We start from the raw sequence: 25,194 nt of genomic DNA, 5'->3' as shown, positions 1-25,194 counted from the left end.
GGAGCCGCACTTGCACCCTGGGCGACCCGGGAACGGTTCAGCCCGCCAGCGCCTCGGCGCTGTCGACTGCGACGACCGTGTCGTACAGGCCGTAGTGCCGGAGGCCGGGGTGGGAGTCGATCCCGGTGTAGGCCAGGGACGCGTCCTCGTACCGGCGGAACGCGAAGATGGCCTGGTTCATGTGGGTTGCGTTGAACACCCCGAGGTTCACCAGCAGGTGGAAGTCGGCGACGGTCAGGCCCGTGACGGCCTTGAACAGGTCCGGTTCGAGCTTCGTGATGACGTCCTGCAAGGTGTTTTCGCGGTAGTCAGTCAGGTACATGAACGCCGGGATGCGGGTGGCGAACTTGATCAACTTCTCCTGGATCTGCTTCCGCTTGGACTTGTACTCCCTCTCCTCGGCGGTCAGCACCTTGCGCTCGTCGCGGTCCAAGGAGTCGCCCCGCTCGCGCTTCGTCTCAGCGACGGACTCGCTCTTGTTGACCACGGTCTCGAAGATCGCCGAGCCCAAGGCGCGGAAGCCCTCGATGTTCATGACGGCAGCCATGGCTTCGGCGTTGCCCATGATCTTGCGCAGGGTCGCGTTGTCGACGTTGACGAGGATGGCGGACTCCCACTTGCGTGCCAGGAGGGTCGCCGAGGTGCCGGACATGGCGATGTCGAGGATGCCACCGGCGTCGACCTGGGTCATGTTCGACCCGTCGTAGGCAAGGACCGGCAGGAAGTTCACTAGCTCCTCGACGGCCCGTTCGGGGTTGGGCGTCTCCGGCGACAGGCCCATGCCGTAGTCCGCGAGCTGGCGCAGCGCCCGGGTGGGAGCGAAGTCGAACACGAAGCACACGGGCTTGAGCACAGCCTCGGCCTTCGGGTCGTCCCCGTCCGGGTTGGGGATCGACCACGGAGACTGCACTCGGAACGCGGCCTGGAAGTAGGTCTCCGGGGAGTTGAGGTTGCGGAGCATGAGGATGGCCGACCACTGCTTGACGGTCACCCCCGTCGTCAACTTCCCGCACGACAGGGTAATGGTCTTGGTCTCATGCCCGTCGCCGATCGCGGCGCGCACGGGGGGTAGGGCGTCCAGGCCGATGCCGGCGCGGGGGCCGGCGACGGTCAGGACGGTGTAGTCGTGCCAGAAGGTGTTGTGCGACTCGGCGAGGAGGTTCGCCATCGCCTCGCATGCTGCCACGCTCGGCAGGAACCATAGGGAGTGCTGCAGGTACGGCAGCAGCCGGGCGTCCGAGTACGGGAACGGCGGGCGGGTGCCCATCCGCATGGCCTCGACCTGGGTCGGCAGGTAGCCGCCGCGGATGATGTCGAGCCACTTCTGCACGTCGTCCTTGTGCCTGAACGCAGCGTTGGTCCCGGTGCCGTCGGCCTCGAAGAAGGCTCCAAGGTCGAACTCGTCGAACTCGCCCTGGTGCGCGATTGCGATCAGCTCGTCGGGCATCTGGTAGGTGAGCAGGCGCATCTCGGGCAGTGCCGCGTAGGGGTTCCGCTCCCCGGGGTGAGCGGTGGCGTAGGCCGCCTTGGCGCGCTGCTCGTCGGTGTAGGTCCAGTTGAAGATCTGCTCTTCGATGAACTCGCCGTTGGCCAGGGCCTTGAAGGGGGTTCCGGACAGGTAGAGGTACGCGCGGGTAGTGATGGGGAGGAACGCGTCTTCGTTCTCGGAGAGCTCGGCCAGGCCTTCCTCGAACGCTGCCAAGTCTGGGTTGAACTCGGCGGCGAGTTCTTGCCTGGCCACGGCGGCGTCCTCCCCGGCGAACAGTTCCTGCGCGGAGTCGCGCCAGGCGCCGAAGTGGTACTCGTCGAACACCACCAGGTCCCAGTTGGTGGTGTGGATCCACTCGTTCTTGGCCTTGATGAGCCCGGTCTGCCTGTCGCGACCCAGCAAGTCCTGGAAGGAACCGAAGTACACCAGCGGCCGGTCACGGTCCGCGGTCTGCGGGTCGCGACCGGTGGAAGCGGAGAGGTACTGCCACCCGTCGAAGTCGGCGTGGGACTCCAAGTCGGTTTGCCAGGAGTCCTCCACGGCCGGCTTGAACGTGACCACGAGGACCTTGACCGGACGGCCCGCGTCAGCCCCCAGTCGCTTCGCAAGCTGGTAGGTGGTGAAGGTCTTGCCGAACCGCATCTTGGCGTTCCACAGGAAGCGTGGCGTCTCCTGGGGGTCCTCGGCCCAGATCGACGCGTAGTAGGCGAGGGTCCTGTCAACCGCGGCGGCCTGCTCGGTTCGCATGGGGAAGGTCTGGTGGTGTGTTCCGGTCAACTGCTGCCCCAGACGTAGCTCGGTGACCGCGGTGCGCACGTCGTCGGGGGTGCACCGTATCCACTCGCGGGACGAGCCGAGGACTGGGTTGGCGAAGCCCTTGTCGATAAGCCTCTGGCGGACGTCGCTATCGCGGAAGACCGTGCCGTCGGGTCGGTCGGCCGGCTCGTCGACGTGCAGGGTGTAGGCCTGCTGCATCTGGCCCTGAGACTGACGGATGCGGAGGTTGACGTCGGCCTTGGTGGTCTCGCCCACCTTGATCAGCCCGACGTAGTCCGCCGGCGGGTCGTTGGGTGTCCAGGCGTAGATGCGCAGCCGGGTGTCGGGCTTGGCCGGCAGCAGTTCGTCGATGGAACGGCTCACTCGGTCAGCTCCATCGGACGCACGATGTACTCGATGAATGCGATCTCGTCGTCCGTCAGGCCGTACTTCTCGTACAGCTCGGCGTCAGTCCAGGTCTTCGTCCACTCCTGGGTCGGCACGAACGTGTAGACCCGGCGAGTCGTGTCCTGCGACGGCTTGTGCAGTAGCACCAGGAAGCGTGTAAGTCGGCAAGTCAGGTAGGACAGGACGCTCTCAGCTTCGGTCCTCGAGTTGAACGGCCCGATGTACAAGTAGGTCCACGATGAGATGCTCCCGGGTTCGCCCAGAAACGGTGTGCTGAGGATGCGGTGCGGATAGGTATCCCTGTTCCCCGTCCCCGGCGCGGCCCGGCCGATGAAGACCTTCCACTTGTCGAAGGCGTGCTGTTCCCTCGTGACGTCCGCCCGCGCGATGTAGCCGATCCCGCCGTTTCGGTAGACCTTGAGATCTCCGTCCATCTTGCGCTGACGCCCCCTGAACGTGCTGTCCAAGCCGAAAGGCCCGATGGCGCTGACAAGGTCTCGAAACCGCCGGTCGACGGGAAGTTCGAGAGTGCCGCCACGCCCTTCGACTTCCGCGACCTTCTTGAGGATCGACACTCCCTCGTTGAAGCGGATGAAGACGTCGGCCCCTTCCTCCAGGAGTGGACGCGTCGCCGTCGACGGTTCGCTACTCCCATGATGTGTAGTGATCCTGCACGGACCGGGCCTGTCTCGATCCCACAAGAAATAGCAGACTCCCCCTTTCCCGCCCATGCCCCCTTTGAACACGTCCGAGGCGTCGAGGTAATCGTCGATGGAGCGGAGGCGCTGGTCCGTCAGCATGGACTCACGGAAGTCATCAAGGCCCATGCCCCCGGAGAACCACCTTGAAGGGACGATCATCGTCAGCAGGCGGGGTTCAAGCCTCTTCGCCTGCTCCACGAACAGGTGGTAGATCGGCCGCGCCTGACGGCCGTGACCTTCAGTCTCGAGCTGGTATGGCGGGTTCCCGATGATGACGTCGAACTGCATGGCTTCTCCAAAGATCTCGCCGATGCGAGTGGTGATGTCGTCGGTGTGGATGAAAGCGTAGGCGTGGGTCTCGAGGTCCTCGCCGCGTCCGTAGTCGCCTTCGCCTGCACCGCAGTGCCGGCAGCGGCGGTCCGTGTAGACAACGAGCTCTTCGCCCGTGGTCGGGTGGACGCGCGACTCGCGCCGGCCGCCCGCCCAGGTGTGCTCAGTCCGCTCGAACCAGATGTTGCCGTCTGAGTCCTCGAAGGACTTGGCGATCGAGTGTTTCCCGTTCGCGGCTTTCGAGCAGTACACGCTGCGGCGGGCCAGCAGTGAGGTCAGCCTGGTGATGCCAATCCCATACACCTGTCGGGTCAGGATGTGGTCCACCCGCTCGTTGAGGTCGGGAATGGTGGGCGCGAGGCCGGCCACGAGGCGCCGGGTGACCTCTCGCAGGAACACCCCCGACTTGGTGAAGGGGTCAAGGAACGTGACGTCAGGGTCAGCCCAGATGCTCGTTCCGTCGTTCGCCGCCGCCCAGCGGTCGGCCACCAGGTCGAGCATGGTGTTCGCCAGCTCGGGCGGGGTGAAGACTTCGTCGTTGGACAGATTCGCGATCGAAGTCAGGATGTCGGGGTTGTGGCCGCGCAGAGCGAAGGGGGCCTGGGTCATGCTGCGCTCACCTGCCCGGCGAGGTCGGTGACGGTCATCGTCGGGAACGTCGCCGCCGGGGTGAACAACTCGTGGCCGAGGTCCGCGAACAGCGAGCCCTCGACCTCGAACTCCGACCGGCGTGTCAGGGCGTCGTAGCGGAAGTCTCGGCGCTGGTACTTGCCCTTCCCCAGGTAGCCCCACTCGGCGAACGTGATCGGGCGGGCGCCGGTTGTCGTCATCGTTAGCGCGTCGCCCTGGACGACGTTCGTAGCGAGGACGGCGCGCGCGGCCCGGGCCCACACGTCGTCGGGCGCGACGCCGAGAAAGGCGTTGTACACCTCGGCGAGGTTGTCGCGGCACTCGCCAGCGTTGTCGGCGAGGAGCTCGATCCCGTACAAGCACATGAGGGCGAACAGCGCGTAGTGCCGCCGGGCGAAGTCGTTGCCGCCGTGGGTCGTGTGAACGGTCGCGAGCTTGCGCGCGAGTGCGGCAACGAGGAAGTTCCCCGCGCCACAGGCGGGTTCCAGCACTCGCGCATCGATGCGTGCGGCGTCTTCGCCCACTAGGTTGAGCATGTCCTCAACGAGCCAGGCGGGGGTGAACACTTCGCCGTGGTCGGCGACGCGCTGCTTGGACTTGACCAGTGTGGCGACACGGCGAGCCTTCGCCGTCATCTCCTTGCACCTCCGTACAGCGCCGGACGCTCGCTGCTTCGCCCAAAATCGAGCACCGAGGGGCCGTTCTGGAATGGGAGGGTCAGCTTGCCAGGGGTTCGGGCCACGGACCCATCTTGGCGTGTGCCGGCAACGCTTGCGGTGACCGTCACCCGTTCGGCGCGTACGGGAAGGGCCGGCGCGGGAAGCGCGCCGCCACCCGGGGTCGGGTGGCGGCGCTGGGCTCATGCAGCGGGGCGCAGGGGAGCGCCCCGTGGGTGCGCGCGGCAGATGCCGCATCGCGGGTTGTACTGGCCCGGCTCGTGGCCGGCCTCGCCGATCTGGCTGACCCAGGTCGGGAAAAGCGCGGCGTGGACGTCGGGGTACAGGACGGCGATCTCCTCCTCGACGTTGGCCATGAGGGTGAAGACGTCCCCGGAGTCGTCGAGGCTGTGGCAGTACCGCTCGGTGGACAGCCGGGCGAACATGTCGCGCATCTCGAGCAGACGCGTGAGGTGGCGGGTGCGACGCAGTCCCGTGAGGGGGACGGCGTACTCGTCGTCCCGGACGGGCTCGATCCTGTCGGGGTTCGTGGTGGTGGTCACTGGACCTCCTGGGTTGGACACGCAGGCCGGCGGGGTGCCGACCTGTCGTGCGGAGCGCCGGAGCGCTCGACGTACCCCGTTGGCGGCGAGTCGGGTGTCGCAAGTGCGGATGACGCCGTGTGCTGGTGGCTGGGCCGTGCCGTATCACCTCCTCTCTGGGAGGCCCCTCCACCAGCACCGGCGTCCCCGGGGATGCCGCCGACCTGAGTCGTCCGGTCCGCGCCGTATCACCTCCTCTCGTGCGGGCCGGGTGACGGTTGGACGGCTCGTGTGCGCGTCGTTGTGCATTCCGCTGTGGAGTTCTCAAGGTGCAGTGCCGTGCTGACGGGGCCGACCGTGCGGGGCGCCCGGCGGGTCGGCAATCACCGCACGCCTCGCCGCGTGAAGCCGTCGGCACCAATGGCGGGCGGGTCAGCGCAGTGCGCTGAAGCGAGGCCGTGCGTGTCGTCCTCGTAAGGGGAGGAGGTCTTGCGGCCCCCCGGCCGCGCGGCAACCGGGTCCGCGGTGCCGGCGTGCGAAGGCCCAGGCCACTGCCAACGGTCCGGTGACCGTCACCGTGCAGACCATGGACAGCGAAGCGCAGGAGAACTCCTGGGTGCCGGAGTGGGCCGCTGCCTGCGAGCCCGGAACCCTGAACCTCGCCGTACTCGACCAGGCTGTCGTGTGGGTGACGGCGCAGGCGGTGCCGCTACGGATCGCGGAGATGTCGACGGCGCATCTCCGCAACGTGGTGGCGTTCCTGTCGGCTCGCGCGGAGGAGTTCTACACCTCCGCGGTGCTGACCTCCCTGTGGGCCGTGGTGCTCGCGGACGCCTCTGGGGATGAGGTGGCAGGGGAGAGGCTTGCCTGGGAGCTCACTGGGCGGAGCATTGCTGATCTTGAACCCGCTGCTTGGCTGGAGTCGACCGCGCTGGTGCGAGCGCTGCGCCGTGAACTGGCCGCGCGGGGGAACGACTGAGGGGCGTCCAGCGGGCCGCTGGCCGCGGGTGCAGGCTGCACCACGAATGAGGCGCGTAGAGCTCCGATGGACTCGGCGATGTGGTGGCCCGGCGCGAGTGATCATCCGAAGAGGCGTTGAAGGGGCACCCGATCCCGGTCGTTGACCAGTGGCACCATCAGGTCCTCCTGGCCGGTACGTGGCGGAGGGCGTGCGGCTGGTTGACGTGATGGCTGAACGCCGGACCGTGCACGGGCATGACAACGCCCTCTGCCACCGATGCCTCGGCCTCGCGTGTCCGCGCCCGCCTGGAGGAGTACCAGCCGACCTCGGTCTCCCCGCTCACGTGGGATCTGGTGCGCGGGGAAGCCGTCGAACTTGCCCTGCGTGCGGGGCCGACCAATGAGGGACGCGCGCGAAAGGACCTTGAGCTCATCGGCGATGTTGTGCGGCACCTGGTCTCGACCGGCGTGGAGATCACGTTGGGCCAGGCGCTCTCCGACACGACTCTGGCGAGCTACGACACGGCGCTGCTGGCAGGCGGTGCCGCCGGTGGCACAGTCGAGAACAAGCGCGGCCGGTTCCGGCGTCTGCAGGCGACGCACCGCGGGGTGCCCTGGCGCAAGCCGCGCCGCGCCGACGGCGAACGCCTCGAGAGCAGCATCCAGCCGGAGGTCCTCGAGGACCTCGCTCGCATGATCCCCAGTGGTGCTGCGCCGGATCCGGCTACCCGACGCGGTGCGGGGGCTCTGGCAGCCGCGTGGAAGGACGCGAGGCGACGTCGGCGGGGTGGCAACTCGTCGTTGCCCGCAGCGGTGTGGGCATCGGCGCGGGAGTACGCGCGCTCTCAGGGCCGGCCGATCACCCGGGCGGAGCTGGACGCGGCCGCCACGTACGAGGCCCTCGCCGAGCTGCAGCCGGCGGCGCGGCTGATGCAGTCCTACCGCCTGACACGGCGCGACCTGGACCTCGCCGTGGTCCTCGCCGGCCGGCTCCCTGAGGCTCCCGAGCCGGAGCACCGGGACCTCCTGCGGGGGTGAGTGTGCGGCCATTGCCGCGAAGGCGGACCCGGTCACCGTTCCTTCCTGCCAGCACCCACCCGGCAGGAAGGAATACCACCGATGTCCACCAAGAGCACCCCGCGCCGCAGGGTCTCCAAGGCCGAAGCTCAGCGCCAGCGTCAGGCAGCCGAGGCTCAGGCCGCCGCGCCCCGCCCGCTGTCGTCGACGGCGGCGACCATCGTCGCCTCGTTCGACATCAGCCGGTACGGATCCAGCACGCAGCCGATCCGCCCGTTCCTGGCCGAGGCGCTTCGCCTCAGCAACCTCACCGGTGAGGAGAGCATCCGCAAGCACTGCCGGCACCTGACGGCCCTGGCGGTGTTCTCCGACGCACAAGGCCTTGCCCTGACGGTGGACCAGGTCCTCACCGCGGAGAACATCGAGCACTACGTCAGTCGGGGGATGGCGACGGACAGTCCCGACAACCGCCTGGAGCGGCGCCGCCGACTGCTGTGCGTGGCGAGCACCGCCAACCCGGGGCCGACGGTCCCGGCCAGGCTCAGCCCGGTCGGGTATGACTCCATCAAGGCTCCGTACACCCCTGCCGAGCGGGGCACCATCCTGCGCGCGGCCCGCACCCAGCCCACGGCGCGCAAGTGTCAGCAGCTCGGTGCGGTCGTCGCACTCGGGTTCGGCGCTGGTGCGGACTCGGTCGACCTGCGCGACCTGCACGTCAGGGACATCGTCGACCACGGCCAGGACGGGCTGAGCGTGGCCTTTCACGGCACGCGCCCGCGAGTCGTGCAGGTCCGCCGCGTCGCGGAGGACCTGCTGCGCGGCGCCATCGCGGGCCGGGGGGCAGACGAGCTGCTCATCGGCAAGGAAATCGGGCGGCGCAACACTGCGGCACGGGTGATCGAGGACGCGGCCCTGTACAAGGTCCCGCACATCGAGGCGTCCCGGATGCGCGCCACATGGCTCGCGGACCTCATGACCGACGCCATCCCTCTGGCCGTCATCCTCCAGGCGGCCGGGCTGAAGTCCGCCCGGACGCTGGTCGACGTCCTCCCGCACACCGAGCTGTGGCTGCAGGCCAAGGGCATGCTGGCCACCGGTCGCGACGTGGTCCGGGGTGGTGGTGCCCGGTGAGCGCGAACCTGCACCTGCTCGCCACGGATGCGGCCACGCCCGATGGCGATGCCGAACACTTCATCACCAAGCTCAGCGACAAGCGGTTGCGCCCGGAGGTCATCGCCCGGACGGTCTGGGTGATCGACAGCAGCGGAGTCGTTGACCTCCTCGTGCCGCCGCGGGCCAAGGGCGCCCGGGGGCGCAAGGGGAATCTGCGCGAGAACGTCCGGCTGTTCCTCATCGGCCTGAGCCTGTGCACCCGCCTCGGCTACGAGACGACGGTCAAGGGAGTGCACGAGGTCCTGACCGAGGCGGTCGACCGTGAAGCCCAGTGGGCCCTGGGGGTCCTGCGCCCCCGGGTGACGAAGTCGACCGCCCGCCACCCGAAGGGCGCTGTGCCGGGCATCCTCGCCCCGGCGCTGGTCGAGAACGGCAAGCAGCGCAAGCGGGTGTTCCCCAACGGGGCCGAGGAGGTCAGCTACGACGACCTGCACAACGCGACCCGCCACCTGCGTCAGCGATGGGACTACGGCATCGGGTCGGCCCCCAACCTTGAGGCGGACGAGCGCGCGCGCCGCGCCGAGACTATCGGAGACGTCGTCGAGGCACTGATCGTCGCCACCACGGTCCCCCGGGTGAGCGGGGCGTCGTGGGCGATCGACGCCACCGGCCAGTGGGCGTGGGACCGGGGCGGAGCGCGCGCCAAGCGGTCCTTGGAGCAGGCCGCCCGTGACAGGACCAAGGAGCAGATCGACGACCTGGTCGTCGAGGGCATCGAGGTCGACGAGGACGGCAACACCGCACCACAGCAGCAGGCCGTCCCGGCTGCCCTGCGCGTCGCCTTCAGCGACGGAGCCTGGGGGTACAAGACCGGCAAGGACGGGCGCAAGGAGGTCGGGTACGGCCTCCACCAGCACACCATCGTCCGGGTCCCGGACTTCGACGCCCCGCCAAGGTCCGAGCCGCTCCTGGTCGACGGGTTCGTCCTCACCCCGGCCAACGCGGACGTCGTGGACGCGTCCTTGGACCTCATCGACCGGATCCGCGCCCGGCACCCCTTCAAGCTCCTGCTCGGGGACCTGCTGTACTCCAACCTCCGCGCGGACCGGTGGGCGTACCCGCTGGCCCAACGCGGCATCGAGCAGGCGCTGCGCCTTCGCAGCGACCAGCACAAGACCGTGGACATCCAGGGCGCACAGATGCAGCACGCGTGGCTGCACTGCCCGACGGCCCCCATGCAGCAGCGCCCCCTGCCCGAGGACAACGCCGACCCGGCCCGGTGGGAGGAGATCCACACCGCCTCCAAGGCGTTCAAGGACCACTGGGCGTTCGACCGCAAGCAGCCCGGCCTGGGCACGGACCGCGAGACCAAGTGGGTCTGCCCCGCCCAGGCCGGCCGGGTCGGCTGCTACGCGCGCCCGGCCACGGTCGACGTCGCCATCCGCAACCAGCTGCCGCTCATCACCCCGCCGGACGACTGGCGGGACCGGCCCTGCTGCATCCAGAAGTCGATCGACTTCACACCGGACCTCGTCGACCCGAACCACCAGCGGAAGATCGCCCAGCGCGAGTACGTCGGCACCCGCCGATGGAAGAAGAAGACGAACCGCCGCACGCTCGTCGAGGGCACGTTCGGGATCCTGAAGAACCCGAGCCGCCAGCGCCTGCGCCGCGGGCAGAACCGCCTGCCCGGGCTGGCCATGGCCACGCTGGTCGCAGCCGTGAAGGTCGCCGTGTTCAACGAGGAGCAGCTGCGCATGTGGCACGCCGAGACCGGCCTCGGCCCCGCCGACCACCCTCTGCTGCAGCCCGACCAGCCGGACTGGGGCTTCCGCAACCTCACCAGGGAGGAGGCTGAGGCCATCGACCAGGTGCACCTCATGCAGCCCGCCGAGGCCGTCACCATCACCGGGGAGGTCGGGGCCAGCGCGGCATGAGCCAGCATGCTGCTTTCGACACAAGGGAAGGAGGCACACCTTGCGCGGTGTGCCTCCTTCCCTTGCTGGCTCTCAACTGGTGGGCTGACTCGAACGGCGGGGAGAGGAGGCACCGTGTCTGGCGGGTCCGGGCTCGACGACGAGACCTTCTACGCTCAGGGACGCCGTCCCGGTCGTACGTATGCCTCGCGCAGCTTCGAGATCGGGCAGCCAGAGTCCAGGGACTACGGGACGCCCGCACGCTTCGTCTACCGGGTCTTCGACGTCCCTACGGAGTCTGAGATCACTGTCGATGGTGACGAGTACACGGTCACTGACGTCCCCGGCGGTAGGTACCAAGTGAAGGTTCTCCTCGCTCGGGAGGCCGGCCAAATCAAGGACCTCTGGATCCAGAGGGTGCCCGCCCCGGGCACCGATGGTCGCACCAGCCAGGTCTTGAACCTCAAGCGGGACGACGCCATGCGCTTCGCGGAGTTCATGTGCTCCCTTGCCAGCGTCCCCATGGAGGCAGACGCGGAGCGCATCCGTGTAGATGACGACCTACTCCGGGACGTCTTCGCGGATCCCGACTTGCTGGGCAGGCTCTACGAAGACCGCAGAGACGCCTTCCGAGCGATGATCACTTCGGACGCGAGTGCTCGCGATGTCATCGCCATCACGCACCGGCGGCAGCAGGTGACGAGGTTCCGACGGCTGCTGAGCGACCGGGAGTTCTTCGATGACGAGGCGACGCGGCTGCACGGCCCGGAGCGGGTCTGGCAGGAGTTCCTCGAGAGCAACCCCTGGGTTCTCGGTGTGTCCCTCGGTGCCCAACTCTTCACGGGCTTCGACTCGGCCAGACTCGAGCAGGTCGTAGCTGGCGCGTCGATCGCTGGCCCGGGGAAGCGTGCAGACGCACTTCTCAAGACGGCGGGACGCGTGAGGTCGCTTGTCTTCGCCGAGATCAAGACGCACGCGACTCCGCTGCTCGACCGGGAGTACCGACCAGGGTGCTGGTCAGTCTCTCGAGAGGTGTCCGGCGGTGTGGCCCAGGTCCAGGGCACCGTTCAGCGGGCGGTTGCTCAGATCGGTCAGCGGCTCCCCGTGACTGCGGAGGATGGCAGTGAGGTCCCAGGCGAGTACACCTACCTGCTTCGTCCGCGCAGCTTCTTGATCGTCGGAGACCTAGGTCAGTTCATCGGCCAAGCCGGTGGGCACGACCCTGCGAAGTTCACCTCGTTCGAGCTCTTCCGACGGCAACTGCTTGAGCCCGAGATCATCACATTCGACGAGCTGTTGGCACGGGCCGAGTGGCTCGTGGACCTCGCACAAGACGCCCGCGATCCCTCCTAGAGCAGACCTGAGGCCCGCCCCCGGGAAGGGGACGGGCCTCAGCGCAATCTACGAAGAGTGTCTCCGCAATCTACGAAGACCTCGCGGTGGAGGTGGCGGGAATCGAACCCGCGTCCGACGGCAGTGAACCAGGGCTTCTCCGGGTGCAGTCTGCTGCTGATTTTCTCGGCCCCAGCGATCACGCAGACGAGTCGCTGACGGGCTCAGTCACCTGAGAGTCCCCGCAGCCCCGGTGACATGGGCTACGAGCAGTGGCTTCCTAGATGACGCCAGGAACTGAGACGGAAGCTAGCTCAGGCTGACGGACTCCGGGACTCGCTCAGGCGGCGAGTGCGAAGTCGGTGCGCTTGGAATCGGCACCTATTGGTTTGCAAGGAGCGTTGACGAGATGACCTTGCATCCTCGACCCGCTTCACCTGGATCGACGACCATCGTCGAAACCGATCACCCCCTGTGCAGTTGTCAACCACCCGGCACCGTCCCGAGGGGCGGCGACTGACCGAGCAGGTCCAGCGTACGTGACAACGGCGGCACCGTCACACGTATTCCCGCCGGTCAGGCGGTCCCGGCGGCCGCCTCGGCGAGCGCGGCGACGACGTCCTCCAGGCCCCAGGACAGCGACAGCGCGGTGGGCGGGGACGTCGCGGCGATGAGCTCGGTGCCGACGACGGGAGCGATGGCCCCGCCGCTGACCTGCGGCATGACCTGGGCGTAGCCGGCGCCGAGGAACGCGTCGACCTCCTCCTGCGTCGTGCCGTAGACGACGAGGACGTCGCTCGTCAGCTCGCTGAGCCGCTCGTGGCTGAGCGTGAAGTAGAACGTCGACTCGTCCGTGTCGAGCTCGTCGACGGCGGGGGCGTTCTCGAAGCCGAGGTCGAGCATGAACTCGACGCGCGGGTCCTCGTCGGCGTACACGTAGAAGGTCCCGGCGAGGTCCCACACCGCCGCGAGGGTCTTGCCCTCGAACTCGGGATGTGCCTCGCGCTGCGCGGCGAGCTCGGCGTCGATCCCCGCGAGCACGTCCTCCGCCTCGTCCTGCTTGCCGAGAGCCTCGCCCGCGATCGTGACGACGTCGCGCCACGGCGTCGACCACGCCTCGTCGGGGTACGCGACCACGGGTGCGATCTGGCTGAGCGTGTCGTACTGCTCCTGGGTCAGCCCGGAGTAGTGCGCCAGGATCACGTCGGGCTGGGCCGCGTCGACCTCCTCGAAAGGCACGTCCTCGCCCGCGTCGGGCAGGACCGTCGGGATTTCCTTGCCGTTCTCCTCGAGCGTCTCGCGGATCCAGGGCAGGACGCCCTCCTCGTCGCCACCGTAGCTCTGGAACGGGATCGCGACCGGCGTCACGCCGAGCGCGATCGACGCGTCGGCGGCCCCCCAGCCGAGCGTGACGACGCGCTCGGGCGCCTCCTCGATCGTCGTCTCGCCGAACGCGTGCTCGATCGTGACGGGGAACGCGTCGTCGTCGGTCGCCGTCGTGCTGGTGGCCTCGCCCTGCGGCTCGTCGTCGGCGGCGCCGCCCGAGCAGCCGGCGAGGACGAGCGCGGAGAGCGCGAGGACGGCGCCTGCGGCGTGGCGTCGGCGTGCGGGGGTCACGGGGGCTCCTGTGGTGAGGTCTGACGCCCGGGCCCGGGGGCCCGACGGGGACCGCGCGGCTGCGGCGTTCTGGGTGCGGTGCGGATCGCGAGCCGGATGATCGACTCGTGGTGAGGCTAGCCTAACTAAGGCAAGCCTTGCCAACTCGCCGGATCAGCCGTCGGCGCCGCCCGGCGAGGTCGCGGACGACGACGCGACCGATGACCCGATCGACGACCCGATCGACGAGCGGGGCAGCACCACGGGCCGCCCCGTGTCCGGGTCCTCGAGGACACGCGCACGCACGCCGAACGCCTGCTCGACGACCGCCTCGGTCAGCGTCGCGCGCGGCTCGCCGCGCGCGACCACGCGCCCACCGGCCATGACCACGACCTCGTCGGCGTAGCGCGCGGCGAGCGTCAGGTCGTGCAGCACGAGCACGACCGTGCGGCCCGCCCGCACCTCCGACCGGAGCACGTCGAGCACCTCGACCTGGTGCGCGACGTCGAGCGCGCTCGTCGGCTCGTCGAGCAGCAGCACGTCGGGCTGCTGCGCGAGAGCCATCGAGATCCACACGCGCTGGCGCTGCCCGCCGCTGAGCTCGTCGACCCGTCGGTCCACGAGCGACGCGGTGTCGGTCGCGGCCAGCGCCGCCGCGACCACGGCGTCGTCGTCGCTGCGGTGGCCGCGGAACAGCGAGTGGTGCGGGTAGCGCCCGTGCGCGACGAGGTCGCCGACGCGGATGCCGTCGGGCGCGACCGGCGACTGGGGGAGCACGCCGATGGTCCGCGCGACCCGCCGGCTCGGGATGCGCGCCAGGTCCGTCCCGTCGAGCGTCACGCGGCCGGCCAGGGGTGCCAGGAGCCGCGCGAGACCCCGGACGAGCGTCGACTTGCCGCACGCGTTGGCGCCCACGAGGACGGTGAGCGTGCCCGGCGTGACGGTCAGGTCGACGCCGTGGACGACGGGCACCTTGCCGTAGCCGAGGGTCAGGCCCTCGGCGCGCAGCACGGGACGGGCGGTGCTCATGCGGGGGACTCCTTGCGTCGCTCGCCTCGGACGAGCAGCCAGACGAGGACCGGTGCACCGAGCGCACCGGTGACGATGCCGACGGGCGGCCGCAACGTCCCCGGCACGCCGTGCTGCGCGAGGAGGTCCGCGCCGACGACGACCGCAGCCCCGACCAGTGCCGCGGTCGCCAGCGCGGGGCCGTGCCCGCGCAGGCGCCGAGCGATCGGACCCGAGACGAACCCCACGAACGCGACCGGTCCGGCCACCGCCACGGCGACGGCCGCGAGCACGCTCGACACGAGGATGGCCCCGACGCGCGTCGCGACCGGTCGGCCACCGATGGCCCGGGCGGTGTCGTCGTCGAGCGCGAGCGCCGCGAGCGGACGCCGCCCCACGGCAAGGACCGCCGCGGCGCCCGCGAGCACCACCGCGACGCGCGCGACGTCGCCCCACGGCGCCGACCCGACGCTGCCCACGAGCCAGAAGAACGCCTGCTCGGCCTCGCTCAGGCTCGCGCGCGTCAGGCCGTACCCGAGCACGCCCTGCGCGAGGAACGCGACCGCGACCCCGACGACGACGAACCGGGTCCCCGTCACGCCTCGACCGCTCAGGGTGAACACGAGCACCGAGGCACCCACGGCACCGACGAGCGCCGCGCCGTCGACCGCGACACCCGTCGCGCCCGCCGCGATCGCCAGCACCGCCGCGGCGCTCGCGCCACCGGTCAGGCCGACGATGTCGGGGCTCGCGAGCGGGTTGCGCACGACCGACTGCAGGAGCGCGCCCGACAGCCCGAGCGAGGCGCCCACCGCGACGGCGAGCGCGAGCCGCGGCAGCCGCAGCCCCGTGACGACGAACGTGCTGCCCTCGCCGCCGAGCGCCGCGACCACCTGGGCGGGCGTGAGGGGGACGGCGCCGAGCGACAGCGCGGCGAGCGCGAGCCCCGCGAGGAGGACGCCGAGCGCGCCGAGGACCACCGTGGCCCGGCGTCGGTCGTGGGCGCGCAGGCGCGCGAGGTCGTCGACCGTGGTGCGCCCCGTCGTCGCACCCTCGACCCCGGCCGCCATGGCGACATCCTCGACCGCGCGCGGGCGCGCGGGGCCGGCGACGCGCACGTCCGCCGCCACCGTGTCGGCGGCGGAGGCCCCACCGCCGCGAACGGCCGGCCTCCCGGCCGCGCCGTCGGTGCTCCGCGCCGCGTCCGCGCCCACCGACCGCGCCCTCACAGCGCGACCCGCCGGGACCGGACGAGCCCGATCAGGAGCGGGGCGCCGAGCGCCGCGACGACTATGCCGACCTCGAGCTCGCCCGGCGGCACCACGACGCGTCCGAGAGCGTCGGCGAGCACGACCACCGACGCGCCCGACACCGCCGCGACGGGCAGGAGGCGTGAGTGACGGGTCCCGACGAGCGCGCGCGCCCCGTGGGCGGCGAGCAGCCCGACGAAGACGAGCGGACCCGCGAGCGCCGTCGCGGAGCCGCACAGCAGGACGATCGCGCCGATCGCCGCGGCGCGCGTCGGAAGGAGCCGGAAGCCGAGGCCCCGGGCGACGTCGTCACCGAGGCCCAGCGCGTCGAGCGCGCGTGCGAGGAGCAGTGCGACGACCGCACCGAGCGCGACGACGGGCGCGAGCTGCAGCGCGGTGTCGAGGTCGCGGCCCGTGAGCGACCCCACCGTCCAGAAGCGGTAGCGGTCGAGCGCCGCGGCGTCGCCGAGCAGCACGAGCGTCGTCAGCGACGTGAGTCCTGCCGTCACCGCGGCGCCCGCGACGACGAGCAGCGCGGGTGCGGACCCGGTCCTCGCCGAGACGGCGATCCCGGCCACGAGGGTCGCGGCCGCCAGCGCACCGACGAGAGCGAAGCCCACGAGCCCGACGAACGACGTGACGCCGACGACGCTCAGCCCGACGACGACCGCGAAGGCGGCGCCCGCGTTGATCCCGAGCAGGCCCGGGTCGGCGACCGGGTTGCGGGTCACCCCCTGCATGACCACGCCCGCCAGGCCCAGCGCGGCGCCCGCGAGGAGCCCGATCACCGTCCGGGGGATGCGCAGCTGGGTCACGACGACGACGTCGGGCGCGGTCGGCCCGCCGAGTGCGGCGGGGTCGAGCAGCGCCGTCAGCACCGTCCCCGGGCTCGTGGTCCGCGCCCCGACCATGAGGCTCACCGCGACCGCCCCCACCAGGACCACCGCCAGCACGGCGCCGCGTACGACGAGCCCGCGCCCGCGCGCGCGGCTGCGCAGCTGTGAGCGCCGCGCGGACCGGTCCGTCGAGGGGGAGCCGCTGGCCGCGGCTGCGGTCACTGCGCCTCGGCGCGGCCGCGACGCCAGTAGCCCATGAAGGCCACGTTGGCCCGCGCCACCCCGACCTCGCTGACGAGGTGGCGGCGGATGAGCTTGACCGTCCCGGCCTCCCCGGCGATCCAGGCGTAGAAGTCGCCCGTCGTCGGGTCGACCGGGGAGTCCCACAGCAGCTCGGTGTCGACGTCGACGTCCTCGAGCTCCTCGGGAACGGGGCCGACGGCGCCCGCGACGTGGCTCATGTGCCGCGGCACCCACGAGCGGACGGCCTGGGCGAGCATCTCGCCGTGCGGTGCGATCGCGTGGAACCCCTCGGCGGTCTCGCACCCGGCGTCGCGCGCGAGCCACGCGACCTGCGAGCGGCCGCGCGGGTAGACGTTGAGGATGTCCGCACCCGTCGGCACCTCGACGAAGGCCTGCGCCGTCACGTGCTCGGGCAGCGACTCGACGATGCTGCAGATCGCGGGGGCAGCGGTCTCGTCGCCCGCGAGCAGCAGGTGGCGCGACGCACCGGGGCGCCAGTCGAGGCCGACCGTCGGGTCGGGCGTGCGGGCGTCGGGCCCGACGACGCACAGCCGGTCGCCGACGGCGGCGCGGCGCAGCCAGGCCGCGGCGGGTCCGTCGGCGTGGCCGGGCTCCGGGTCGTGCAGCACCATGTCGATGTCGAGCTCGCGGCGCTCGGGTCGGATCGACCGCACCGTGTACGTGCGGAACGGGTTGCGCTCGCCGTCGGGGATCGCGCGCCACGTCGCATACCAGGAGCCGTCGAGCACCGCCTGCTCGTCCGCCGCTCCGACGTCGCAGATCCGGCCGTCGGGGTGGGGGAGGATCAGCTTGATCCGCTGGTCGAGCGACGCCGTGCCGAACAGGTGCAGGTCCGGGCCCGTGAAGGTCACGCGGACGAAGTGCGGGCTCAGCGGGAGCAGCCGCTGCACCGTCACGTCGAACGGGCGGTACGCGGGGTAGACCCGCTCGGCATGAGCCGAGCCGGCGTGATCCGGCGCGGCGTGATCCGGCGCGGCGGCCGCCTGCGCGGGGGCGGCGTGCGCGGTCGCGGAGGCGGCGACGGACGCGCCCCGGTCGGCCTGCGCGGCCTGCTGGGTCCCGGCGGAGGTAAGCATTGCCTTACCTTAACGCCGCCTCGCCGTGATCTGAACCACGTGACCCGGGAGTGACCCGGATCACAGGGCCGACGGTCAGCCGTGCTTGCGCAGGCTCATCGACGCCTGGGCCTCGCGGAGCTCCTGGCGCTCGCGGAGCGCGTGCCGCTTGTCGTACTCCTTCTTGCCTCGCGCGAGCGCGATCTCGACCTTGGCGCGGCCGTCGACGAAGTACAGCGCGAGCGGCACGATCGTGTGGCCCTTGGCCTGCGTCTCGTGGTCGAGCTCCTCGATCTGGCGCCGGTGCAGGAGGAGCTTGCGCTTGCGGCGGGGCGCGTGGTTGGTCCACGTGCCCTCGGTGTACTCGGGGATGTGGACGCGCTCGAGCCACGCCTCCCCGCCGTCGATCGACACGAACCCGTCGACGAGCGACGCGCGGCCCGCGCGCAGGGCCTTGACCTCGGTCCCGGTCAGCACGATGCCCGCCTCGAAGGTGTCGTCGATGTGGAAGTCGTGACGTGCCTTCTTGTTGCTCGCGACGAGCTTGCGTCCGGTCTCCTTGGCCATGGGACAAGGCTAGACGCGGCCCGGTGCGCCGGTCGCCCGGTTATGCGGGGCGGGCGGGCGGACGGGTCAGGGCAGCCAGTTCATCGGGTCGACGGTCCCGCCGTTGACGTACACCTCGAAGTGGAGGTGGCACGCCGTCGACGTCCCGGTCGTGCCCGAGTAGCCGACCACCTGCCCGCGCGAGACCCACTGCCCCGAGCGGACCGCGAAGCTCGACAGGTGGTTGTAGCTCGTCATGAGCGACTGCCCGTTGTGGTAGCCGTGGTTGATCATGACCTGGTTGCCGTAGCCGCCGCGCATGTACGCCCACTCCACCTTGCCGTCGCCGGCGGAGATGATCGGCGTCCCGCAGTAGGCGCGGAAGTCCGTGCCCGCGTGGAGCCTGCGGTAGCCGAGCACGGGGTGCAGGCGCCAGCCGTAGCTCGACGTGATGTACGGCGGGTTCATGGGTGACGGCCAGCTCAGGGGGCTGCTGCCCGACGTGTCGGTCGACGGCGGCGCCGCGACGGGCGGGGGCGCCGGCTGGTTGTTGCGGGCGGCCTCCTCGGCGGCGCGGCGGCGCTCCTCCTCGAGGCGGCGGCGCTCCTCCTCCTGGCGGCGTCGCTCCTCCTCCTGGCGCGCGATGATCGCCTGGAGGTCGGACTCGAGCTGGCGCTGCTGCGCGGCCAGCTCGGCCTGCTTGGCCATCTGCTCGGCACGCTTGGCCTCGATCGCGGCGACGCGCTGCTGCTCGGCGGCCTGCAGCTCCTCGAGCGCGACCTTGGCCGCCTCGGCGGCGGCCCGGGCCTGCTCGGCCTCGACCACCTTGGCGTCGGCCTCGGCCTTGAGGACGACGATCTCCTCGCGGACCGCGGTGAGCCGCGCCTGGCGGTTGCGGTTGACCCCGTTGAGCTGCTCGAGGTCGCGCAGCGCCTGCGTCTGCGCGCGCAGCGCGGTCGACGCGAGCTCGGACTGCTGGACGAACTCCTCGGTGGTCCGCGCGTCGAGGACCGCCGACAGCGTCGACGCGGCCATGTCGCCCTTGTAGGCGTCGCGGGCCATCTGGCCGATCGCGACGCGGATGTCGTCGGCGCGGTCGGCGTCGGTGTCGATCTGGCTCGAGATCGACGCCTCCTCGTCCTCGGCGACGACGAGGCGCTCCGCGATGAGGGCGGCCTCGCGCTGCAGGCGGGCCAGCTCGTCCTCCGCGGCCTGCAGGGCCGCGATCGCGCCCGGGATCTGGGCCTGGATGTTCGCGAGCTCGGCCTCGGCCTGCGCGAGCGCGGTGTCGGTCTCGTGGATGTCCGCCTGGATGTCCTCGAGCGCACCCTGGTTGGCGCGCTGCCGTTCCTCGGCCGCGCGGCGCTGGTCCTCGAGGTCGTCGGCCGTCGCGGGCGCGAGGACGCCCGTCCCGAGGGTCGCTGCGGCGAGCACCGCGACGAGCGCGGCGCGCAGACGGCGACGCCGCCGGGACGAGGGAGCGGTCATGGTCCTCACACCTTCGTGTATCGGCTCAGAGTCACGACGGATGAGATCGCGGCGAGCCCGATCGCGACGACGACGAGGAGCGGGGCGATCGTCCACACCGCGCTCGCGTCGATGTAGTCGACGAACTGCACCGACTGGGCGAGCCAGTCCTCCACGAGGTACGTGACGGCGAACCACAGGCCCGCGACCGCCATCGCGGCCCCGAGCGTCGCCGCGATCGCGCCCTCGAGCATGAACGGCAGCTGGATGAACAGGTTCGACGCGCCGACGAGCCGCATGATCCCGGTCTCGCGGCGACGGCTCATGGCCGACAGGCGGATCGTCGTCGTGATGAGCAGGACGGCGGCGAGCAGCATCACGGCCGCGAGGCCGGCGGACATGAGCGTCGCGCGGTTGAGCACGAGAATGAGAGGCTCGATCACCTGCCGCTGGTCGCGGACGTCCTCGACGCCCTGCCTGCCGGTGAAGACGTCCGAGACCACCTCGTACTGCTCGGGGTCGACGAGCGCGACGCGGAACGAGGGTTGGAGCTGGTCGGCCGTGACGCCCTGTGCCCACCACTCGTCGGCGTACCGCTCCTGGAACGCCTCGAAGGCGTCCTCCTTGGATTCGAAGTACACCTGCTCGACGTAGGGCTCGAGCGCGGGGCCCTCGAGCTCGGCGCGCAGCGCGTCGAGCTGCTCGTCCGTGACCTCGCCGCCCGCGCACGTGGGCTGCTCGGACTGCTCGGGGCACAGGAAGATCGAGACCTCGACCCGGTCGTACCAGTCGTCCTTCATCTGGTCGATCTGGATCTGCAGCAGGCCCGCGGCGCCCACGAACGTCAGCGACACGAAGGTCACGAGGACGACCGAGACGGTCATCGAGAGGTTCCGCCGGAGGCCGAGGCCGATCTCGGACAGGATGAACTGCAGTCGCATCGGTCGTCCCCCTCAGCGCGCCGAGCCGTAGACGCCGCGCGACTGGTCGCGGACCATCCGCCCGGTGTCGAGCTCGATCACGCGCTTGCGCATCTGGTCGACGATCTCGTCGTCGTGCGTCGCCATGACGACGGTCGTGCCGGTGCGGTTGATCCGGTCCAGGAGCCGCATGATCCCGACCGACGTGGTCGGGTCGAGGTTCCCCGTCGGCTCGTCCGCGAGCAGGATCGAGGGGCGGTTGACGAACGCGCGCGCGATCGCGACGCGCTGCTGCTCACCGCCGGACAGCTCGTGCGGGCGCCGCTTCTCCTTGCCGCCCAGACCGACGAGCTCGAGGGTGTCGGGCACGGTCCGCATGATGTGGTGCCGCGGCTTGCCGATCACCTGGAGCGCGAACGCGACGTTCTCGAAGACGGTCTTGTTGGGCAGCAGGCGGAAGTCCTGGAACACCGCACCGATCTGGCGGCGCAGGTGCGGCACCTTCCAGGTCGAGAGGGTCGACAGGTCCTTGCCCGCGACGAACACCTGGCCGGCCGTCGGGCGCTCCTCGCGGAGCACGAGGCGCAGGAACGTCGACTTGCCCGAGCCCGACGCGCCGACGAGGAAGACGAACTCGCCGCGCTCGACCTCGAGGTCCACGCCGTCGAGCGCCGGGCGGGCGCCGCGTGCGTAGACCTTGGTCACGTTCTCGAATCGGATCACGAGGTTCGGCCAGTCGTCGGGGGCATGGTCGCGGGCGGGCACGGGGCCCGTCCTGCTCGGAGGGTACGGACGCCACCTGGGACGACCGGGACGTGACACGCCGCGCGGCGCGGGCGATCTCGGGCGGCGGGCGTCAGGACCGGGACGGTCCGGGCATTCCGGGCGGGCCGAGGGCGGGGCGCAGGGTCGCGGCGCGGGTCCGCGGGTGCGGACCGTGGTGCGGTGCGGGCCCGCGGTGCACGCGCCCAGGTCAGGGGCGCGTCGCGACGAACGCCGTGCGCGGCGGGCGGTCGTCGCCCGTGACCTCGGTCACCGGGTGCGCCTCGAACCCTGCCTCGCGCAGCAGCGCGAGCCAGGTGCCGGTCGCGAAGAGGCCCGTCCGGTGGGTCTCGTGGTGGACGGTCACCTCGCCGGCGGGGGACCGCAGGGCCAGGACGTACTCGTCGCGGGCCTCCTCGGCGTCGTCGTCGGGGCGCCAGGACCACACGAGCAGGCGCATGCTGCGGCCGTCGGGAGCGTCGTGCTGCTCGAGGTCGGTCGCCCCGGTGAACGTCTCGGCGACGTCGTCGGGCACGAGGACCGCGGTGCCGCCCGGCCGCAGGTGGACGAACGCGGTACGCAGCGCCGCGGCGAGGTCCACGCGCGTGCGCATGTAGGCGATCGCGTCGTGCACGAGCACCGCGTCGGCGACGACGTCGAGGCGCAGGGTCCGCATGTCACCGACGTGGTGGGGGAGCGTGGGGTTGAGGGCGCGCGACACGTCGAGCATGGGCTCGGAGAGGTCGGTCAGGACGAGCCGCGCGTGCGGCGCGAGGTGGTGCGCGAGGTGCCCGCCGCCGCTGCCGAGCTCGAGGACCAGGGGCGGGCCGCCGTCGGCCGCACGCGGCAGGAGCGTGCGGATCCACGCGGCCTCCGCCGCGTAGTCCTCGACGGGCGAGACGACGGGCCACCACTCGGCGAGGTGGTCGTAGAGCGCGTGGCCCATGGCGTCCTCCTCGTGCGGTCCGCCCGCCGGCGGCGACGCGCGGGCGAGCGGGTGCCGCGTCAGCTCTCGGCGGTCTGGCTCCGGCGCCAGCGGATGCCGGCCTCGATGAAGCCGTCGATGTCGCCGTCGAAGACCGCGGACGGGTTGCCGACCTCGTGCTCCGTGCGCAGGTCCTTGACCATCTGGTACGGCTGGAGCACGTAGGAGCGCATCTGGTCGCCCCAGCTGGCCTTGACGTCGCCCGCGAGCTCCTTCTTCTGCGCGGCCTCCTGCTCCTTGCGCAGCAGGAGCAGGCGCGACTGCAGGACGCGGAGCGCGGCGGCGCGGTTCTGGATCTGCGACTTCTCGTTCTGCATCGACACGACGATGCCGGTGGGGATGTGCGTCATGCGGACCGCGGAGTCGGTCGTGTTGACGGACTGCCCGCCGGGTCCGGACGAGCGGAACACGTCGACCTTGAGCTCGTTCTCGGGGATGTCGACGTGGTCCGTGCCCTCGATGAGCGGGACGACCTCGACGGCGGCGAACGACGTCTGGCGGCGGCCCTGGTTGTCGAACGGCGAGATCCGGACGAGGCGGTGCGTGCCGGCCTCGACGGACAGCGTGCCGAACGCGTAGGGGGCCTTGATCTCGAAGGTCGCCGACTTGAGGCCGGCCTCCTCGGCGTAGGACGTGTCCATGACGGTCGTGCCGTACCCGTGGCGCTCGGCCCAGCGCAGGTACATGCGCATGAGCATCTCGGCGAAGTCGGCCGCGTCCACGCCACCCGCGCCCGCGCGGATGGTGACGACGGCGTCGCGCTCGTCCCACTCGCCCGACAGCAGGGTGCGGACCTCGAGCGCGCCGAGGTCCTTCTTGATGGCGACGAGCTCGTTCTCGGCGTCGGCGAGCGTGTCGGCGTCGTCCTCCTCCTGCGCCATCTCGACGAGCGTCTCGAGGTCCTCGATGCGCTGGTCGAACGTCTCGATGCGCTCGAGCTCGCTCTGGGCGTGCGAGAGGGCGGACGTGACCTTCTGGGCGGCGTCGGTGTCGTCCCACAGGTCGGGGGCGCTGGCCTGCTCGGACAGCTCGGCGATCCGCGAGCGCAGCGCGTCGGGGTCGCTGACCGCGCGGATGGTGCCCAGGGTGCTCCGGAGGGCGGCGATCTCGGCGGGGAAGTCGGTGGCAGCCACGATGGTCGAGGCTACCGCGTGGGTGGGCGGTACGGCCGCGCGGCGAGGGCGGCCGACGGCGGCGCGGGTACATGGCCGGGTGAGCGTCGCCAGCCGTCAGCCGGCACGGGCGCGGGCGGTGGCCTCGAGACGGATGCCGTCCGACCAGGCCGCCGTGACCCAGGAGACGAGGGGTGGCCGGGACACCGCGGTGAGCGTCACCTCGGCGGTGCGCCCGTCGGTCCACGTCCCCACGACGGCGAGCCCGGCGACGTGGGACGGCGACGCCTCGAGGTGGTCGTCGACGGCGTCGCGTACGCCGTCCGGGGTGAGCCGGACGAGGTGCTCGCCGGGTTCGCCGGGCCGCGCGTAGTAGGCCGGGTCGTCGAGGGAGTCGGCGGCGGCGAGCGCCGCGGTGTCGGCGAGGGCGAGCAGGCGCTTGCGCTCGAGGTGGACCGCGGACGCCGAGACGACGGCGGTGACGAGCAGCAGGGCGATGACGACGTAGCCGATCGACAGGAGCATGACCTGTCCGTCCTCTCCGCGTGGTCTCGGCTGGGAGAGCCCGCGTCCGGACGCCCTCACGGCGCGCCGTCCGGTGCGCGGAAGTCGTCGACGGGTGCGGTGAGCCGGGCCGCGACGGGGATCGAGACGGGGACGACACCGGAGAGGAAGGTGGGCACACCGGGCAGGTCGACCTCGGTCTCCACCTCGACCGTGACGCGCGAGCCGGCGGAGGTGCAGTCCGGGTCGCACAGCATCGTGAGGGCCTCCGCTGCGGTCGCCGGGTCGAGGCCCTGGTCGTCGAACGCGAGCGCGACGGCCGCGACCGCGCGCTGCTCGCCGTGCGCCGTACCGGTGACGACCGCGCGTGCGGCCTCGCGTGCGGCGCCGTCGACCGCGAACGTCGCCGCCTGGACCGCGGCGAGGACGAGGACGAGGTAGACCACGGGCACGAGCAGCAGGAGCGAGGCGCCGATGAACTCCAGCACGGCGTTGCCGTCGTCCCCGCGCGGGGGTGCGGGCAGCGCGACGTCGGCGCGCGCGGGCTCGGCGGCGCCGCCGTCCCCGCGTGGACGTGGGTCGAGCGCCCGCCCCGCCCTCGCGCGCCGCTGAGGCAGGGCGCCTCTCGTCCCGCCGCGCCTCACGGGAGCTCCGCGAGCGCGTGCCCGTCGACCTCGACGACCCCGCCCGGCCCGAGGAGCCCGACGACGGGCAGCGGCGCGCGGACCGTGACCCGGACGACAGGCAGCCCGTCGACTGTCGTGCGGGTCGCGGTCACGTCGTCCGCGTAGCCCTCGGCGAGGGACATCGCGATGAGCTCGCGGGTCCGCGTGGCGCCGTCTGCCGGCGTGCGGTCGGCGAGCGCCCCGTGGCGCGCGCCCTCGGCGGCGCAGTCGACGAGCGTCGTCCGGACGTGCATCGCCAGCGTCAGCTGGAGCAGCGCCGCGAACAGGACGGTCGTGAGGGCCGCGACGAGCGCGAAGCCGACGACCGCCGCCCCGGCGTCGTCGTGGACCGTCCGCGCGTCCCGGGGTCGCAC

Annotated in this window: 23 protein-coding genes and 1 other RNA gene; 5 read left to right on the top strand and 19 right to left on the bottom strand. The window is 71.3% G+C overall.

Annotated elements, in window-relative coordinates; all coding sequences use genetic code 11:
* Positions 1 to 37: 37 nt before the first annotated feature.
* The 4 genes from IEV86_RS04920 to IEV86_RS04905 all read right to left on the bottom strand — a co-directional run bounded on the left by IEV86_RS04920 (position 38) and on the right by IEV86_RS04905 (position 5,533).
* Positions 38 to 2,629 carry a DEAD/DEAH box helicase family protein gene (locus tag IEV86_RS04920; RefSeq protein WP_043604168.1) on the bottom strand — a complete coding sequence of 864 codons (2,592 nt, stop codon included), beginning with the start codon at positions 2,627 to 2,629 and terminating at the stop codon, positions 38 to 40.
* Positions 2,626 to 4,293 carry an Eco57I restriction-modification methylase domain-containing protein gene (locus IEV86_RS04915; protein ID WP_043604165.1) on the bottom strand — a complete coding sequence of 556 codons (1,668 nt, stop codon included), beginning with the start codon at positions 4,291 to 4,293 and terminating at the stop codon, positions 2,626 to 2,628. Before IEV86_RS04915 ends, IEV86_RS04920 begins: the two co-directional genes overlap by 4 nt.
* Positions 4,290 to 4,949 (bottom strand): N-6 DNA methylase, encoded by a 660-nt coding sequence (locus tag IEV86_RS04910; RefSeq protein WP_043604162.1) that lies wholly within the window; start codon positions 4,947 to 4,949, stop codon positions 4,290 to 4,292. Before IEV86_RS04910 ends, IEV86_RS04915 begins: the two co-directional genes overlap by 4 nt.
* 224 nt (positions 4,950 to 5,173) lie before the next feature.
* Positions 5,174 to 5,533 (bottom strand): hypothetical protein, encoded by a 360-nt coding sequence (locus IEV86_RS04905; RefSeq protein ID WP_043604159.1) that lies wholly within the window; start codon positions 5,531 to 5,533, stop codon positions 5,174 to 5,176.
* Positions 5,534 to 6,077: 544 nt separating this feature from the next.
* On the opposite strand from IEV86_RS04905, the gene IEV86_RS04900 reads away from it, so the two are divergent.
* The 5 genes from IEV86_RS04900 (at position 6,078) to IEV86_RS04880 (ending at position 11,871) form a co-directional block, all read left to right on the top strand.
* The gene (locus IEV86_RS04900) at positions 6,078 to 6,491 is read left to right on the top strand and encodes a hypothetical protein (RefSeq protein WP_043604156.1); all 414 of its coding nucleotides are present in this window, start codon (positions 6,078 to 6,080) and stop codon (positions 6,489 to 6,491) included.
* Positions 6,492 to 6,727: 236 nt separating this feature from the next.
* Complete coding sequence (locus IEV86_RS04895; RefSeq protein WP_043604153.1) at positions 6,728 to 7,510, top strand: hypothetical protein; 783 nt, start codon at positions 6,728 to 6,730, stop codon at positions 7,508 to 7,510.
* An 81-nt stretch (positions 7,511 to 7,591) separates the two neighbouring features.
* Entirely contained in the window at positions 7,592 to 8,620 is a 1,029-nt protein-coding gene (locus IEV86_RS04890) for a hypothetical protein (protein ID WP_052425989.1), read from the top strand.
* Complete coding sequence (locus IEV86_RS04885; protein WP_043604150.1) at positions 8,617 to 10,539, top strand: hypothetical protein; 1,923 nt, start codon at positions 8,617 to 8,619, stop codon at positions 10,537 to 10,539. The genes IEV86_RS04890 and IEV86_RS04885 overlap by 4 nt, the downstream gene beginning before the upstream one ends.
* Positions 10,540 to 10,653: 114 nt before the next feature.
* Positions 10,654 to 11,871, top strand: coding sequence for a Shedu immune nuclease family protein (locus tag IEV86_RS04880; RefSeq protein WP_043604147.1), 1,218 nt, complete (start codon positions 10,654 to 10,656; stop codon positions 11,869 to 11,871).
* An 84-nt stretch (positions 11,872 to 11,955) separates the two neighbouring features.
* On the opposite strand, the gene ssrA is transcribed toward IEV86_RS04880, so the two are convergent.
* The 15 genes from ssrA to IEV86_RS04805 all read right to left on the bottom strand — a co-directional run bounded on the left by ssrA (position 11,956) and on the right by IEV86_RS04805 (position 25,194).
* Positions 11,956 to 12,323, bottom strand: a transfer-messenger RNA (tmRNA) gene (ssrA, locus tag IEV86_RS04875).
* A 103-nt stretch (positions 12,324 to 12,426) separates the two neighbouring features.
* A complete protein-coding gene (locus tag IEV86_RS04870; protein WP_043604146.1) occupies positions 12,427 to 13,467 on the bottom strand; it encodes an iron-siderophore ABC transporter substrate-binding protein in 1,041 nt (346 codons plus the stop codon).
* A 153-nt stretch (positions 13,468 to 13,620) separates the two neighbouring features.
* Positions 13,621 to 14,475, bottom strand: a complete 855-nt coding sequence (locus tag IEV86_RS04865; RefSeq protein ID WP_052425988.1) for an ABC transporter ATP-binding protein — start codon at positions 14,473 to 14,475, stop codon at positions 13,621 to 13,623.
* Positions 14,472 to 15,524: a FecCD family ABC transporter permease gene (locus tag IEV86_RS04860; RefSeq protein WP_081978582.1), complete on the bottom strand. Its 1,053-nt coding sequence runs from the start codon at positions 15,522 to 15,524 to the stop codon at positions 14,472 to 14,474. The genes IEV86_RS04865 and IEV86_RS04860 overlap by 4 nt, the downstream gene beginning before the upstream one ends.
* Before the next feature lie 155 nt (positions 15,525 to 15,679).
* Positions 15,680 to 16,762: a FecCD family ABC transporter permease gene (locus IEV86_RS04855; RefSeq protein ID WP_152605713.1), complete on the bottom strand. Its 1,083-nt coding sequence runs from the start codon at positions 16,760 to 16,762 to the stop codon at positions 15,680 to 15,682.
* Complete coding sequence (locus IEV86_RS04850; RefSeq protein ID WP_081978873.1) at positions 16,759 to 17,880, bottom strand: siderophore-interacting protein; 1,122 nt, start codon at positions 17,878 to 17,880, stop codon at positions 16,759 to 16,761. The genes IEV86_RS04855 and IEV86_RS04850 overlap by 4 nt, the downstream gene beginning before the upstream one ends.
* Before the next feature lie 75 nt (positions 17,881 to 17,955).
* Positions 17,956 to 18,426, bottom strand: coding sequence for an SsrA-binding protein SmpB (gene smpB / locus IEV86_RS04845; protein WP_043608552.1), 471 nt, complete (start codon positions 18,424 to 18,426; stop codon positions 17,956 to 17,958).
* 66 nt (positions 18,427 to 18,492) lie between these two features.
* Positions 18,493 to 19,893 (bottom strand): M23 family metallopeptidase, encoded by a 1,401-nt coding sequence (locus IEV86_RS04840; RefSeq protein ID WP_043608550.1) that lies wholly within the window; start codon positions 19,891 to 19,893, stop codon positions 18,493 to 18,495.
* A gap of 5 nt (positions 19,894 to 19,898) precedes the next feature.
* Positions 19,899 to 20,813 carry a permease-like cell division protein FtsX gene (ftsX, locus tag IEV86_RS04835; protein ID WP_043608547.1) on the bottom strand — a complete coding sequence of 305 codons (915 nt, stop codon included), beginning with the start codon at positions 20,811 to 20,813 and terminating at the stop codon, positions 19,899 to 19,901.
* Positions 20,814 to 20,825: 12 nt separating this feature from the next.
* Positions 20,826 to 21,515 (bottom strand): cell division ATP-binding protein FtsE, encoded by a 690-nt coding sequence (ftsE, locus tag IEV86_RS04830; protein WP_043608563.1) that lies wholly within the window; start codon positions 21,513 to 21,515, stop codon positions 20,826 to 20,828.
* Positions 21,516 to 21,765: 250 nt separating this feature from the next.
* Positions 21,766 to 22,500, bottom strand: a complete 735-nt coding sequence (locus IEV86_RS04825) for a class I SAM-dependent DNA methyltransferase (protein ID WP_043608543.1) — start codon at positions 22,498 to 22,500, stop codon at positions 21,766 to 21,768.
* A gap of 59 nt (positions 22,501 to 22,559) precedes the next feature.
* Entirely contained in the window at positions 22,560 to 23,672 is a 1,113-nt protein-coding gene (gene prfB, locus IEV86_RS04820) for a peptide chain release factor 2 (protein WP_043608541.1), read from the bottom strand.
* Between the two features lie 96 nt (positions 23,673 to 23,768).
* Positions 23,769 to 24,176, bottom strand: coding sequence for a pilus assembly protein TadG-related protein (locus IEV86_RS04815; protein ID WP_043608537.1), 408 nt, complete (start codon positions 24,174 to 24,176; stop codon positions 23,769 to 23,771).
* Between the two features lie 56 nt (positions 24,177 to 24,232).
* The gene (locus IEV86_RS04810) at positions 24,233 to 24,799 is read right to left on the bottom strand and encodes a pilus assembly protein (RefSeq protein WP_229734468.1); all 567 of its coding nucleotides are present in this window, start codon (positions 24,797 to 24,799) and stop codon (positions 24,233 to 24,235) included.
* The gene (locus IEV86_RS04805) at positions 24,796 to 25,194 is read right to left on the bottom strand and encodes a TadE/TadG family type IV pilus assembly protein (protein WP_043608533.1); all 399 of its coding nucleotides are present in this window, start codon (positions 25,192 to 25,194) and stop codon (positions 24,796 to 24,798) included. Before IEV86_RS04805 ends, IEV86_RS04810 begins: the two co-directional genes overlap by 4 nt.

The sequence above is a fragment of the Cellulomonas carbonis genome, assembly GCF_014636275.1.
In the GTDB taxonomy this organism is placed as follows: domain Bacteria; phylum Actinomycetota; class Actinomycetes; order Actinomycetales; family Cellulomonadaceae; genus Actinotalea; species Actinotalea carbonis.
The sequence above is the reverse complement of the archived record's forward strand: the minus strand, read 5'-3'. Positions and strand labels throughout refer to the sequence as shown.

Coding starts and splice junctions, on each gene's coding strand:
- IEV86_RS04910 (WP_043604162.1), bottom strand. CDS start 4,949: ATGACGGCGAAGGCTCGCCGTGTCGCCACACTGGTCAAGTCCAAGCAG.
- ftsX (WP_043608547.1), bottom strand. CDS start 20,813: ATGCGACTGCAGTTCATCCTGTCCGAGATCGGCCTCGGCCTCCGGCGG.
- IEV86_RS04890 (WP_052425989.1), top strand. CDS start 7,592: ATGTCCACCAAGAGCACCCCGCGCCGCAGGGTCTCCAAGGCCGAAGCT.
- IEV86_RS04865 (WP_052425988.1), bottom strand. CDS start 14,475: ATGAGCACCGCCCGTCCCGTGCTGCGCGCCGAGGGCCTGACCCTCGGC.
- IEV86_RS04860 (WP_081978582.1), bottom strand. CDS start 15,524: ATGGCGGCCGGGGTCGAGGGTGCGACGACGGGGCGCACCACGGTCGAC.
- IEV86_RS04895 (WP_043604153.1), top strand. CDS start 6,728: ATGACAACGCCCTCTGCCACCGATGCCTCGGCCTCGCGTGTCCGCGCC.
- IEV86_RS04815 (WP_043608537.1), bottom strand. CDS start 24,176: ATGCTCCTGTCGATCGGCTACGTCGTCATCGCCCTGCTGCTCGTCACC.
- IEV86_RS04850 (WP_081978873.1), bottom strand. CDS start 17,880: ATGCTTACCTCCGCCGGGACCCAGCAGGCCGCGCAGGCCGACCGGGGC.
- IEV86_RS04915 (WP_043604165.1), bottom strand. CDS start 4,293: ATGACCCAGGCCCCCTTCGCTCTGCGCGGCCACAACCCCGACATCCTG.
- IEV86_RS04825 (WP_043608543.1), bottom strand. CDS start 22,500: ATGGGCCACGCGCTCTACGACCACCTCGCCGAGTGGTGGCCCGTCGTC.
- smpB (WP_043608552.1), bottom strand. CDS start 18,426: ATGGCCAAGGAGACCGGACGCAAGCTCGTCGCGAGCAACAAGAAGGCA.
- IEV86_RS04840 (WP_043608550.1), bottom strand. CDS start 19,893: ATGACCGCTCCCTCGTCCCGGCGGCGTCGCCGTCTGCGCGCCGCGCTC.